The organism is Rhodanobacter sp. DHG33 (assembly GCF_014843005.1).
GTDB lineage: Bacteria > Pseudomonadota > Gammaproteobacteria > Xanthomonadales > Rhodanobacteraceae > Rhodanobacter_A.
Window position 1 is genome coordinate 365,667 of the sequence record NZ_JACYXM010000004.1, and the last position, 12,440, is coordinate 378,106.

At 66.8% G+C, this 12,440-nt stretch carries 12 protein-coding genes; 5 read left to right on the forward strand and 7 right to left on the reverse strand.

Annotated features, from left to right (window positions below; genetic code table 11):
• Positions 1–73: 73 nt before the first annotated feature.
• Positions 74–502: an FKBP-type peptidyl-prolyl cis-trans isomerase gene (locus IHE46_RS09540; protein WP_192164393.1), complete on the forward strand. Its 429-nt coding sequence runs from the start codon at positions 74–76 to the stop codon at positions 500–502.
• Between the two features lie 10 nt (positions 503–512).
• Here the strand turns inward: IHE46_RS09540 and IHE46_RS09545 are convergent, their stop codons facing one another.
• The 4 genes from IHE46_RS09545 to IHE46_RS09560 form a co-directional block, all read right to left on the reverse strand.
• Entirely contained in the window at positions 513–2,282 is a 1,770-nt protein-coding gene (locus tag IHE46_RS09545) for a GGDEF domain-containing protein (RefSeq protein ID WP_192164394.1), read from the reverse strand.
• A 19-nt stretch (positions 2,283–2,301) separates the two neighbouring features.
• Positions 2,302–2,601, reverse strand: a complete 300-nt coding sequence (locus IHE46_RS09550; protein WP_192164395.1) for a hypothetical protein — start codon at positions 2,599–2,601, stop codon at positions 2,302–2,304.
• 49 nt (positions 2,602–2,650) lie between these two features.
• On the reverse strand, positions 2,651–3,469 hold the full coding sequence (locus IHE46_RS09555) for an SAM-dependent methyltransferase (protein WP_192164396.1): 819 nt from the start codon (positions 3,467–3,469) through the stop codon (positions 2,651–2,653).
• An 81-nt stretch (positions 3,470–3,550) separates the two neighbouring features.
• A complete protein-coding gene (locus IHE46_RS09560) occupies positions 3,551–5,320 on the reverse strand; it encodes a GGDEF domain-containing protein (protein WP_192164397.1) in 1,770 nt (589 codons plus the stop codon).
• Between the two features lie 248 nt (positions 5,321–5,568).
• Here IHE46_RS09560 and IHE46_RS09565 point away from each other — a divergent pair, with 248 nt between their 5' ends.
• Both IHE46_RS09565 and IHE46_RS09570 read left to right on the forward strand, forming a co-directional pair.
• On the forward strand, positions 5,569–7,077 hold the full coding sequence (locus IHE46_RS09565) for a peptidase S10 (RefSeq protein ID WP_192164398.1): 1,509 nt from the start codon (positions 5,569–5,571) through the stop codon (positions 7,075–7,077).
• Between the two features lie 100 nt (positions 7,078–7,177).
• On the forward strand, positions 7,178–7,627 hold the full coding sequence (locus IHE46_RS09570) for a DUF6491 family protein (protein ID WP_192164399.1): 450 nt from the start codon (positions 7,178–7,180) through the stop codon (positions 7,625–7,627).
• 63 nt (positions 7,628–7,690) lie between these two features.
• Here the strand turns inward: IHE46_RS09570 and IHE46_RS09575 are convergent, their stop codons facing one another.
• The 3 genes from IHE46_RS09575 to IHE46_RS09585 all read right to left on the reverse strand — a co-directional run bounded on the left by IHE46_RS09575 (position 7,691) and on the right by IHE46_RS09585 (position 10,862).
• A complete protein-coding gene (locus IHE46_RS09575; RefSeq protein WP_192164400.1) occupies positions 7,691–8,092 on the reverse strand; it encodes a hypothetical protein in 402 nt (133 codons plus the stop codon).
• Between the two features lie 68 nt (positions 8,093–8,160).
• On the reverse strand, positions 8,161–10,347 hold the full coding sequence (gene rlmKL, locus IHE46_RS09580; protein ID WP_192164401.1) for a bifunctional 23S rRNA (guanine(2069)-N(7))-methyltransferase RlmK/23S rRNA (guanine(2445)-N(2))-methyltransferase RlmL: 2,187 nt from the start codon (positions 10,345–10,347) through the stop codon (positions 8,161–8,163).
• Entirely contained in the window at positions 10,344–10,862 is a 519-nt protein-coding gene (locus IHE46_RS09585; RefSeq protein ID WP_192164402.1) for an alpha/beta fold hydrolase, read from the reverse strand. Before IHE46_RS09585 ends, rlmKL begins: the two co-directional genes overlap by 4 nt.
• Before the next feature lie 74 nt (positions 10,863–10,936).
• Here IHE46_RS09585 and IHE46_RS09590 point away from each other — a divergent pair, with 74 nt between their 5' ends.
• Entirely contained in the window at positions 10,937–11,497 is a 561-nt protein-coding gene (locus tag IHE46_RS09590; RefSeq protein WP_192164403.1) for an N-acetylmuramoyl-L-alanine amidase, read from the forward strand.
• Between the two features lie 67 nt (positions 11,498–11,564).
• Complete coding sequence (locus tag IHE46_RS09595; protein ID WP_192164404.1) at positions 11,565–12,431, forward strand: acyl-CoA thioesterase II; 867 nt, start codon at positions 11,565–11,567, stop codon at positions 12,429–12,431.
• Positions 12,432–12,440 lie beyond the last annotated feature (9 nt).

The window sequence follows — 12,440 nt, forward strand, 5'->3', positions numbered from 1 at the left end:
CGGCGTCTCTCGGCCGCAGCCGGGCCGAGAGACGCGCTAGACTGCGCGCGCTTCGTTCCCGGAATCCCATTGCATGTGCCGCCTTTCCATCGCATTCGCCACCGTCCTGCTGGGTGCCCTGGTCGCCACGCCACTGGCTTGGGCCGCGGACAAAATCGTCCAGCTGCAGAAGACCGACATCGTGGTCGGCCACGGCAGCGTGGCGAACGATGGCGACGTGGTCGAGGTGAATTACACCGGCTGGCTGTACGACGCGGACGCCAAGGACCATCACGGCACGGAGTTCGACAGCTCGGAGCAAAACGGCGAACCGATCAGCTTCACGCTGGGCGCGGGCGAGGTGATTGCCGGCTGGGACCAGGGCATCCGCGGCATGCACGTGGGCGGCAAGCGCACCCTGGTCATTCCCGCCCGGCTGGCCTACGGCAGCCGCGGCGCCGGTGACGCGGTGCCGCCGGATGCCACGCTGGTATTTGACGTGGAGCTGGTGGGCGTGCGCTGAGCCGGGAAGCTCACGCTTCCACAAGGCCTTCCGCGCCGACCATCACGCGATTGCGGCCACCGCGCTTGGCGCGGTACAGCGAAGCATCGGCTTCCGTGCACAGGCGGTGCAGGTCGTGACCGGTGCTCTCGGTGAAGGCCAGACCGATGCTGGCGGACACCGTCACGACCATGCCGCCGTTGTCCACCACGGCGGCCTCGATGGCTCCGCGGATGCGCTCGGCAACGGCCATGGCCTGTCCGCGCGAACCGTCGACAAACAGGATGCCGAATTCCTCGCCGCCGAGACGGCCGAACAGATCGGTCGGGCGCAGGTACTGCCGGCAGGCGGCGACGGCACGACACAGCACTTCGTCGCCGATGCCGTGCCCGTGGGTGTCGTTGATGCGCTTGAAGTGATCCAGGTCGATGAAGGCCAGGCAGGCATCACCCCGCCGCTTCTCCAGCTGGCGCAAGATGCGCTCGGCTTCGCCCATGAAATGCTGGCGGTTGTAGATGGCGGTCAGGCCATCGAGGTGGGACAACCGCTTGAAGCGCAGTTGCGAGCGCTTGAGCCGGAACATCCACAGCGTGCCGAAACCCAGCGCGGTGAGCAGCAGCGCGAGGTACAGCCGGTTGGCCTCGACCGTCTTGGCATCCAGCTTCTGCCGCACCAGCAGTTCGGCGTTCTGCTGACTCAGCCTCTCCGTCTCCAGCTTCTGCGCCAGCACGTGCTGCTGCACCGTCTCATAGGCCAGCGCACGCGCATGGACGTCGTCCAGATAGGCCTTGTCCAGCGCGGCGAATTTCTCGTGATAGTCGAGCGCGGCGGCAATATCACCCCGCTTTTTCTCGATGCGGTAGAGCACCTCGTAGGTGTCTTTGAGCCACGCATCGATATCACCCGACTGGCCTTCGGCTACCACGGCCAAGGCGGCTTTCCGGGCGGCGTCATCGTCGCCCAGTGCCGCCAATGCCTGTGCTCTGTTCACCAAGGCCGACAACTTGTTGGGAACATAACCATTGATATCAAGGCTTGGCTCAGCCTGATCGAGCAACGCAAGCGCCTTGTTCGGCTGCCCTCCGCGCACATACAGATCAGCAAGTGTGATCATGAGGTTGGTGTTGTACACCGGCTCCTTCGTCGCCGGACAGGCATCGAAAGCCTGTTGCAACTCCGGACTGTCAGGTTTGAGCCGGTGCCCGTTGAAGAGTGCCTCAACCAAATAAGAAGCCGGATAGCACGGGCTATCTCCGGCAGGGACAGCCCTCATTGCCATTCGCGCGTAGCCCAACGCCAGATCGGTCTGTCCGGCTAGACCGAGTGTCGCCGACAAGTTCAACAACAGTGAAAAGCGAACCTTTGCGTCTGTAATCTGAGGCAAGCGCGCCGCAAGGTGATTGGCCAACTCAAATGCTTCCGTGTAGCGCCGGGTAAGCCCTAATTGGCTCAACAGCAACGCAGATGCGCGCCCCGCCAGCAACGGGTCGCCGGAATGCTGAATGATGCCCTGAAACAGGACTTCCGACTTGGGGTAATCGCCCTCGTACATGGCTTCCCATGCATTCAAGAGCTGCAGGTGCCATTGCTGCTCCGATGTCAGCCCGGAAGCTTGTTGGTTGATCTGCGCCAACAGACCAAGGGATCGCGAATGATCCGTCAGCTGCAAGTCCTCGATCTGCTTGAGGAGAGCATTCGAGTCGGCGATGCGCGTGGCGGCATAGCCGACCTGCCAGCACAGACAACTGGCCAGACCTATGCCCGCCGCCCAGCGCCGCAGGCTATTCGACCACCGGGACATGTCATGCATCCGTCGATTGTCAGTGCGACGAATCCTGATTTGAGGACGAAGGCGGTGCGCGGTCTGGTTGCTGCGGTGTATCGCTTTCGCCGTCCTCTTCGTCATCTCCGTGACCTGGCGCATGCGTCTGAGGTGCTTGCGGCACCTGTTGAATTCCCAGCTCCACGCGCAACGGCGAGCTGTCTCCCGCCGCCACCGCCGCCGTAAGCTCGGCGCTTGCCTGCACCTGCTCTAGCACACTCTTCAACTCATCGGTTCGCGCATAGCGCAGCGACGCATCGCTGCCGATGGCTTCCAGCAACTCGATCGTATCGGTCATATTGTTCCCCTGCCCCTGTCTAAACGGCACAGACGTGCCGCCCCCCGCTTCAGGTCGCCATATCCAGCGCCTTCAGCCGCTCCAGCATGGCACGGTTCGGTTGCAAGGTCACGGCGGGCGGCAGCACCACCGTTTCCTCGGCGGTCAGCGGCACGTCGGCCAGTTCGCGCAAGGTTATGCGCTGAATGCGCGGCTGCTCGATGGGCAGCGTGGCGCCGCGGTAGACGATGACCTCGTGATCCGACGGATAGTCCTGCTCCAGCCGCTCCACCAGCAGGGCGCGGTAGGCCGGTCCGGTGTCGAAGCGACCCACGGAGCGGTTGCCGATCACGCCCACCTGCCACAGCACGAGATAGCCGGCAGGGTCGATGCGGCGCTCGCAGTACAGCAGCTGGCTGGCCTCGAAATGCTGGCAACCGCATTGGCCCGGGTCGAAGCCAAGGTCGGCGTAGAGGCAATCCTCGGCGGAAATGCCCGGTTCCATGTGCGCGTCGAAACCCTCGGCGCGGGCCTGCTCGATCACCTTGTGCGGCGACCAGGCGAAGATGCCGGGATGGCCGTAGAACACGCCGCAGACCCGCTTGCCGGCGCGCAGTTCGTCCATCATCAACGCCACCCACTCGCGGTAGGTTTTCATGCGCGGCTTGCCCTCGGCGTAGTAGGGCTGCAGGCTGCGCACGTCCGGGTGCATGCGCTTCAGCCACTCTTCCGCAATGGCATCGGACAGCGCCGCGAACACCACGTCTGCCTGCACGATATGGCTGCGTGCCAGCGGGGTGAGATGGGAGCCCAGCGTCATGCCCAGGCCCACGCAGGCCAGGCGGCCGCGGCCGGGAACGTTCAAGGTGGAGAGGATGGGAGTCGTCATCCGGCGATCTTAGCGAACTTCCCGCTCCTGCTTGCGGAGGAAATATCGAGGGTGGCGCAGCCTTCCGGCGCACCGCGCGGGTCAGGCCGGCTCGAGATCCCCGACACCGGCCATCACGCGGTTACGCCCGTCGTGCTTGGCGCGGTAAAGCGCGGCATCGGCGTCGGCGCAGAGGCGGCGCAGATCGTGGCCGGCAGCATCGGTGAAGGCGAGTCCGATGCTGGTGGATGCGGTCACGGCCACGTCATCGAATTCCACCACGGTGGCTTCGATGGTGACGCGCATGCGTTCGGCGATGGCGATGCCCTGCTCGCGCGAGCAATCCACCAGCAGGATGCCGAACTCCTCGCCGCCGAGGCGGCCGAACAGGTCGACGGCACGCAAGTGCTGCTTGCAGGCAGCGACCATGCAGCGCAGCACCTCGTCGCCCATGGCATGCCCGTGGGTGTCGTTGATGCGCTTGAAATGGTCGAGGTCGATGAAGGCCAGGCAAGCCGCACCGTTCCGCTTCGCCAGCTGCTGCAGCATGCGTTCGGCCTCGCCCATGAAATGCTGGCGGTTGTAGATGGCGGTCAGGCCGTCGAGGCGGGACAGCCGCTCGAAGCGCAGCTGCGAGCGCTTGAGCCGGTACATCCACATCGCGGCGAAGCCCAGCGCCATGAGCAGCAGCAAGAGATACAGCCGGCTGGCCTCGGCCGTCTTGGCGGCCAGCTTCTGCTGCACCAGCAGTTCGGCGTTCTGCTGGCCCAGCCTTTCCGTTTCCAGGTTCTGCGCCAGCACGTGCTGCTGCACGGTTTCGTAGGCCATCGCACGCGCATGCACATCGTCCAGATAGGCCTTGTCCAATGCGGCGAACTTCTCGTAATAATCGAGCGCGGCGGCGGCGTTGCCCTGCTTTTTCTCGATGCGGTAAAGCACCTGGTAGGCATCTTTCAACCACGCGTCGATGTCGCCCGACTTTCCCTGGGCAACCACGGCCAAAGCCATCCGCTTGGCGTCGTCGTCCTGGCCTATGGCGGCCAGCGCCGTTGCCCTGTCCACCTGGGCCGAACGCTGCGCGGGGACATAGCCGTTGGCATCGACACTGGGTTGAATGCGGTCGAGCAGGGCGAGCACCTGACGCGGTTGCCCCTCGCGCAGGAGCTCCTCGGCGAGCATGAAATACAGGTTGGTGTTGTACAGCGGCGCCTTGGCCGCCGGGCAGTCGTCGAAGGCCTGCCGCAATTCCGGGCTGTCCGACTTGAGCCTTTTGCCGTAATAGAGCGCCTCGACCAGGATCGAAGCGGGATAGCACTGGCTTTCGCCCGCGGGAACGGCCGCGATGGCCATGCGCGCATAGCGCACCGCCAGGTCGGTCTGGCCCGCAGACCCCATCACCTGCGACAGGTTGGACAACAACAAGCGGCGTACCTTGGCGTCCGTGACCTGCGGCAGGCGTGCCGCGACGCGATTGGCCAGCTCGAACGCCTCGGTGTAATGCCGGGCGGCCCCGAGCTGGCTGAGCAACATGGCCGACGCACGATCCGCCAGGAGCGGATCGCCGGAATGCCGAATGATGTCGTCGAGCAGCGATTCCGACTTGGCGTAATCGCCCTGGTACATGACTTCCCAGGCATTGAGATAGCGCATCTGCCATTGCTGGGCCGGCGTCAGGCTGGCAGCCTGCTGGTTGAGCTGAGCCAGCACCTGCAGGGATCGCGCGTGATCCGTGACCTGCAATTGATAGATCTGCCGGATCAGGGCATCCGGATCGGCCGCGGGCACGGCGGCAAAGCCCGCCTGCCAGCACAGGCCGGCGGCGAGGCCCACCCACGCGAGCCGCGTCCTGATGCCGCTGAATAGCCAGTCCATGCTTCTTCCCCCGTGCACCCGGGCCAAGACATGCGCATCCGGCTTCCGGCCGCATCGCCCGTCCATTGCCCGCCCGCCCCTGATCCGTACAAGCATGGCATGGTTCGGCCGCAAGGTCACAGCCGCGGCCGGTGGTCTTCCAGCGGTTCTTAGGGAATATCGCGACAGCTGGCCCGGCCATCCATGCCATCAGGCACAGTTGCGCCACGCCGCAGCTCGCTAGGCTAGACGCTTTACCCCGCGAGGAGATGCCCGTGCGCAAGCCGCTGCAGACGAGCTTGCTGGCAGCGTTGCTGCTGGCCGGTTTCCACCATCCGGCACTGGCCGCCGACAAGAAGCCGCCCGCAGCGGAGGCGCCGGACGCCGGCGACGGATTCCACCTTCCCGCCTTTCCCGCCGACGCGCATGTATCGCAATCGGCCACGGTGAACGGCCGCACGCTGTCGTACACCGCCACGGTCGGTTCGCTGCCGGTACGCGACGACAAGGGCAAGGTGATTGCCCAGGTGATGTTCACCGCCTACACCATGCCCGGCAAGAATCGCCCGGTGACCTTCGCGCTGAACGGCGGCCCCGGCGCCTCCTCGGTGTATCTGAACCTCGGCGCCATCGGCCCGAAGAAAGTGAACTTCGGCGTGGAGGGCGACAACCCTTCCGACCCCGCCACGCTGCACGACAACCCCGGCACCTGGCTGGGCTTCACCGACCTGGTGTTCATCGACCCGGTAGGCACCGGCTTCAGCCGTGCGCTGGTGGACGAGAAGCAGGCCACCAAGGATTTCTACAGCACCAACAGCGACATCCACTACCTGTCGCGCATCATCTACGACTGGCTGCTGAAGAACGGCCGCATGGAGTCGCGCAAGTATCTGGTCGGCGAGAGCTACGGCGGCTTCCGCGGCCCGCGCATCACCGACTACCTGCAGACCCAGCTGGGCGTGGCGATGAACGGCGTGGTGCTGCTCTCGCCCTACCTCGATCCCGGCGCTTCGGACGACGAAAACGTCTCCCCGCTGCCGTGGATGCTCACCCTGCCCTCCATCGCCGCCGCGCATCTCGAGCGCCAGGGCAAGCTCGATGCGCAGTCCATGCAGTCGATCATCGACTACACGCGCACCACCTATGCCGACACGCTGATGCAGGGCCGCAGCAACCCGGCGGCCACGGACGCAATGATCAAGAAAGTGACCGAACTTACCGGTCTCGACCCGTTGTTCGTGCAGCGCTCCGGCGGCCGGATCGAAACGCAGGCCTACCTGCGCGAGGTCTACCGCGCCGAGGGCAAGCTGGGCAGCCGCTACGACTCCAACGTCACCGCATGGGATCCGTTCCCCTACGCGCCGCACCAGAACTCGGGCGACCCCATCCTCAACGGCATCATCGCCCCCACCACTACGGCGATGGTGAACTTCATCACCCAGACCGTGGGCTGGAAATACGACGGCCGCTACGGCGCGCTCAGCTACGACGTGGGCCGCCTGTGGCACGACGACGACGACGCCAACAGCGGCTCGGTGTCGCAGCTGCGCGAAGCCGTGGCCAACGACCCCGGCCTGCGCGTGCTGATCGCCCACGGCTGGGACGACCTCTCCTGCCCATTCATGGCTTCGGTGCTGATCGTCGACCAGATGCCCGCGATGGGCGATCCCAACCGCGTGCAGGTGAAGGAGTATCCCGGCGGGCACATGTTCTACGCGCGACCCTCGAGCCAGGCGGATCTGCTGCGGGACGTGAAGACCCTGTACGGGGTGAATTGAGGACATGGCGCCCTCTCCCGCAAACGGGAGAGGGCGCTCTTCACATCGGCCGTCACTCGCATCACCATAATCGGCACCCACATCCGCGATGAGGTGTCCCATGAAGCCCGTCACTGCCGGTCTGCTCGCGCTGTCTCTTGCGGCCATCGCCGCCACCGCGTCCGCACAGACGAAAACGCAGGCGCCCGCCTATACGCCGCTGCGTCCGGTTTCCGATTGCCTGCGTACCGACCGCATCACCGAGTGGCACCTGGTGAATTCGCGCACGATCACCGTGCGCAATGGCCCCAACCGGTTCCTGGTGAAGCTGCAGGCCTCGTGTCCGCAGCTGAGCTACGGACCGCCCACTCTGCGGTTCGGGAGCAGCAAGGCAAACCAGGGGACGGCTCCCTTCAGCATCTGCGGCGAGGCCGGCGAATCGGTGCGTTCCACGCAGCCGCCCTCCTGCCCGATCCAGTCGGTGCGCCCGATCGACAAGGCCACCTTCGACAAGATCAGCGCGCACGCCAAGCGCAACGGCAGCGGCGCGGACCAGCCCACCAAGCCCTGAAAACCCATGAAAACAAAGAGCCCGGCGAAAGCCGGGCTCTTCGTTTGCGACGCACTGCGGCGATCAGTTGCCGTAGTACGGAGCGCTACCCACATACTGCGTGGGATAACCGTTGGTGTACACCACCGTGGTCGGCGGCGGCGCAGCCTGGTAGACCACTGTCGCGGGCTGGCTGTACACCACCGGAGCGGGCGGGTAGTACACCGGCGCCGGCGCCAGCGCGCTGCCGACGACGCCGGCCACCGCACCCGCCACGATCGCACCGGCGATCCAGCGGCCGCCGCTCCAGTAACCACCGTGGTAGTAGCCACCGCGGTAGCCGTAACCACCATGGTAATAACCGCCACCATGGTAATAGCCGCCGCCATGACCCCAGCCATGCGCCGATGCGCTCAGCGGCATCGCCACCGCCGCAGCCACGGCCATACCGATAGCTAGAACCTTGCCGACATTGCGCTTGGACATGACGCATACCTCCTGTTGATCTGCGGGTGTGATGCTCGGCCTTCCGCACTTAATCCGAACTGAAGGGTTCAAGATTTGGGGCGGGCCTCGCTCCACGGATTGAACTCGCCTTCAGGCTTGCGATGGCGCAGCAGCCAGCAGCCGTGGATGTCCGCGCGGCGGGCGAAATCGAACGGGATGCTGGCGGCGCTCCAGTCCTCGATGTCGAACCGGTCCGCCAGCGCGGATTCGTCCAGCTTGAAACGACGGAAATTGTTGGAAAACACGATCACGCCGTCGTTGGTCAGCCGCTCGGCGCAGGCTTCCAGCAAGGCCACGTGGTCGCGCTGCACGTCGAAGTCGTCGGCGCGCTTGGAATTGGAAAAGGTCGGCGGGTCGACGTAGATCAGGCCGTAGTGCGCGCGATCCTGCCGCAGGAAAGTGACGGCATCCGCCTGCATCAGCCGGTGCTTCGCGCCGGTGAAGCCGTTGAGCGCAAGATTGCGCGAAGCCCACTCGAGGTATGTGGCCGACAGGTCCACGCTGGTGGTGTCGCGCGCGCCGCCCGCCGCCGCGTACACGCTGGCGGTGGCGGTATAGGCGAACAGGTTGAGGAAGCGCTTGTTCGCCGCCAGCTCGCGCAGCTTGGCGCGCACGAGGCGGTGGTCGAGGAACAGGCCGGTATCGAGATAGTCGGTGAGGTTGACCAGGAACTGCAGGCCGCCCTCCGCCACTTCCACGAACTCGCCGCGCTGGTCGAACTGGCCGTACTTGGAGCCGCCCTTGCCGCGCGAGCGCGTCTTGAGCGCCACGCGCTCGCGCGGCACCTCGAACACGTCGCCGGCCACGCGCGCGATCTCGCGCAGACGCTGGCGCGCCACGTCGGCAGGCACTTCGGCGGGCGCGCGGTATTCCTGCACGTGCAGCCAGGTATCGCCGCCTTCGCGCGCATAGACGTCGATGGCGGCGGCGTATTCGGGCAGGTCCTGGTCGTAGGCGCGCCAGCAATGGATGCCTTCGCGCGCCAGCCGCTTGCGCAGGTGACGCAGGTTCTTCTCCAGCCGGTTCTTCAGCATCTGCGCGCCGGCGGAAAGCGGCTTCTGCTCGCGCGGCGCCTCGTCGCGCCGGCGGATCTCGAACGTGAGCAGCTGGGTTTCCAGCGCGCCGTTGTACAGCGCGTACTTCTTCTCCGCGTGCAGGCCCAGGGCACGGCCCAGCTCCGCATCGCCCGCCAGCACGGCGGCTCGCCACCCCGCGAACTGCGTGCGCAGGCGCTCGCCCAGCGCGTGGTACAGCGCGGGCATTTCCGCGCGCTCGCCCAGGCGCTCGCCATACGGCGGGTTGGTGATGACCAGGCCACGCTCTACGCCCGGCGGCGATTCGACATGCGACATGTCGCGCTTTTCCAGCGCGAGGAATCCCGCCACGCCCGCCTCCTGCGCGTTGCGCTTGGCGGTCTGCACCATGCGCGGGTCGGCATCGCTGCCGAAAAAACAGGGACGCAACTGCTTCAGGCCTGTTTCGGCGCGCTGGCGCGCCTCGTCGAGCAGGCTTCGCCACAGCGCGATGTCGTGCTGCTGCCAGCCGAGGAAACCGTAGTAGTCGCGACGCCAGCCGGAGGCCACGTCGGCGGCCATCAGCGCGGCCTCGACCAGCAGGGTGCCCGAACCGCACATCGGATCGAGCAGGGCGCCGCCTTCGGCATAGGTTTCCGGCCAGCGTGCGCGCAGCAGCATGGCGGCGGCGAGGTTTTCCTTCAGCGGCGCCTCGCCCTGCAGTTCGCGCCAGCCACGGCGGTGCAGCGGCGAACCGGCAAGATCCAGCGACAGCGTGGCGCGGTCGCGCTTGAGGCGCAGGTTGAGGCGCACGTCGGGTTCGTCGGTATCCACGCCGGGGCGCGTGCCGCCCTGCTGACGGAACTGGTCGACCACGGCGTCCTTCACGCGCTGCGCGATGAACTGGCTGTGCGTGAGCTTGCTCAGCGCGGTGTGCGCGTCCACCGCCAGCGTGGCGTGGGCGGCGAGGTGCCGCGACCAGTCGATGGCCTGCACGCCGGCGTACAGGGCGTCGTCCGTCGCCGCGTCGAATTCGGCCAGCGGCAGCAGGATGCGGCTGGCGAGGCGCGACCACAGGCAGGCGCGGTAGGCGGTTTCCAGCGGGCCGGCGAAATGCACGCCGGCCAGCGCCTCGCGCACGTCCTGCGCGCCCAGCGCGACCAGTTCGTCGCGCAGCAGGTATTCCAGCCCCTTCGGGCAGGTGGCGAACCAGCGATTCATGCCAAGGCTCCCAGCAATGCGTCGAACTGCGCGGCGATCGGCGCCATGCTCGCGAGCAGGCGGTGGTCGTCGTCCAGCAGCAACAGCGGCAGCTGGCGCTGCGCGGCGAACGCCTGCACCGCCGCCACCGGGCACACTTCGTCGCGCCAGCCGTGGACCAGCACCGCGGGCACGCCCGGACGCAGATCCAGCGCCTGCGCGAAACCGGGAATCCCCGGCGGGGTGGCAAGCAGGAACAACGCGGCCACCGGCGCGTCCAGCGACGCCAGCGCGGAGGCGAACGCTCCCATGCTCGACCCCACCAGCACCGGCGGGGTGTCGCAGGCCGCGATGGCCTCCCGTAATTGCGTCACCCGCGGCACGACTGCGCCCGCGTAGCCGTTGCCGTCGCAGGCGCGAAAATCCGGGCGCTGCGCGCGCCAGCCCTGCGCCTCCGCGCGGGCCGCCAGGGCGCTGATCTTGGTGGCGTCCGGGCTGGAATCCAGGCCGTGCGAGAGGATGATGTGGCCGCGCATCGCGGTCTCCGAAAGTCATGATTGCCGCGTACTGCGGTTGTCCATGATAGCGGGCCGCATGCGAGACTCCCCGCATGAGCGCCTTCGCCATCCACGACCAGCCCCTGCCCTACGCGGCGAAACTGCCCGAACGCCCCGCCGATGCGGTGACCCTGGTGGTGATCCATTGCACGGAGCTGCCCGACCTCGCGACCGCCCGCGAATACGGCGAAAAGGTGCTGTACGACAGCGGCGCAGGCAACAGCGGCCACTACTACATCGACCGCGACGGCGCGGTGTACCGCTACGTGCCCGGCACCCGCGTGGCGCACCACGTGCGCGGCTGGAACCCGTCCTCCATCGGCATCGAGCTTGTGAATCGCGGGCGCTATCCCGACTGGTTCGACTCGGGCAACCAGACCATGACCGAGCCCTATACCGCCGCGCAGATCGCCGCCCTGCGTGCGCTGCTGATGCAATTGCGCCGCGATTTCCCCGGCCTGCGCGAAATCGCCGGCCACGAGGACCTGGACACCGCCCGCGTGGCGGCCAGCGACGACCCCGAACAAACCGTCCCGCGCAAGCTCGACCCCGGCCCCCTGTTTCCGTGGGATACCGTGTTGGAGGGATGCGGGCTGGTCCGGATCAAGCCGTAAGCCCCGGGCGGGGCCTGAGGCGCGGGCGGCTATAATCGACGTTCCCCCTCGCCCGAAACACGCCCGCATGCGCGAAACACACGTCAAGGAACTGGTCGAACTGCTGCAGCTCGAGCGGTTGGAAGACAACCTGTTCCGCGGCCAAAGCCGCGACATCGGCACGCGCTTCGTGTTCGGCGGCCAGGTGCTGGGGCAGGCCCTGTCGGCGGCGCAGCAGACGGTCGACTCTTCGCGCGAGGCGCATTCGCTGCACGCCTACTTCCTGCGGGCCGGCGACATCGACGCACCCATCGTATACAGCGTGGAACGCGCGCGCGACGGCGGCTCGTTCTCCTCGCGGCGGGTGCTGGCGATTCAGCACGGCCAGCCCATCCTCAACGGCTCGATCTCGTTCCAGGTGCCGGAAAAGGGTTTCGAACACCAGACCGCCATGCCCGAGGTGCCGGCGCCGGAAGACGTGGAGCCGATGCGCCCGCTGCCGCCGGACGAACTGGCGCGCCTGCCGGTGAAGCTGCAGCGCTGGCTGGGCATCGACGGTCCGTTCGAATTCCGCCTGGTCTGGCCGCGCGACGAGATGCACCCGGTGAAACGGCCGCCGATCCAGCACATCTGGTTCCGCCTCGCCGCTCCCATCGACGATTCGGCGATCCTGCACCGCGCCCTGCTCGCCTACGCCTCGGACTTCCACCTGATCGGCACCGCCACGCTGCCGCACGGCATCTCCTACCTCACCCACAACGTGCAGATGGCCAGCCTCGACCACGCGCTATGGTTCCACCGCCCGTTCCGCGTGGACGAATGGCTGCTGTACTCCTTCGACAGCCCCACCGCGCAGGGCGGCCGCGGGCTGGCGCGCGGGCAGATTTTCGACCGCGCCGGCCGGCTGGTGGCCTCCACCGCCCAGGAAGGCCTGATCCGCCTGCGCGGGGAGTAAGCAACGACC

Excerpts from the sequence above, each read along its gene's own strand:
- IHE46_RS09545 (WP_192164394.1), bottom strand. The coding sequence starts at position 2,282 with ATGTCCCGGTGGTCGAATAGCCTGCGGCGCTGGGCGGCGGGCATAGGT.
- IHE46_RS09565 (WP_192164398.1), top strand. The coding sequence starts at position 5,569 with ATGCCCGTGCGCAAGCCGCTGCAGACGAGCTTGCTGGCAGCGTTGCTG.
- IHE46_RS09585 (WP_192164402.1), bottom strand. The coding sequence starts at position 10,862 with ATGCGCGGCCACATCATCCTCTCGCACGGCCTGGATTCCAGCCCGGAC.
- IHE46_RS09595 (WP_192164404.1), top strand. The coding sequence starts at position 11,565 with ATGCGCGAAACACACGTCAAGGAACTGGTCGAACTGCTGCAGCTCGAG.
- IHE46_RS09575 (WP_192164400.1), bottom strand. The coding sequence starts at position 8,092 with ATGTCCAAGCGCAATGTCGGCAAGGTTCTAGCTATCGGTATGGCCGTG.
- rlmKL (WP_192164401.1), bottom strand. The coding sequence starts at position 10,347 with ATGAATCGCTGGTTCGCCACCTGCCCGAAGGGGCTGGAATACCTGCTG.
- IHE46_RS09570 (WP_192164399.1), top strand. The coding sequence starts at position 7,178 with ATGAAGCCCGTCACTGCCGGTCTGCTCGCGCTGTCTCTTGCGGCCATC.
- IHE46_RS09560 (WP_192164397.1), bottom strand. The coding sequence starts at position 5,320 with ATGGACTGGCTATTCAGCGGCATCAGGACGCGGCTCGCGTGGGTGGGC.
- IHE46_RS09555 (WP_192164396.1), bottom strand. The coding sequence starts at position 3,469 with ATGACGACTCCCATCCTCTCCACCTTGAACGTTCCCGGCCGCGGCCGC.
- IHE46_RS09550 (WP_192164395.1), bottom strand. The coding sequence starts at position 2,601 with ATGACCGATACGATCGAGTTGCTGGAAGCCATCGGCAGCGATGCGTCG.
- IHE46_RS09540 (WP_192164393.1), top strand. The coding sequence starts at position 74 with ATGTGCCGCCTTTCCATCGCATTCGCCACCGTCCTGCTGGGTGCCCTG.
- IHE46_RS09590 (WP_192164403.1), top strand. The coding sequence starts at position 10,937 with ATGAGCGCCTTCGCCATCCACGACCAGCCCCTGCCCTACGCGGCGAAA.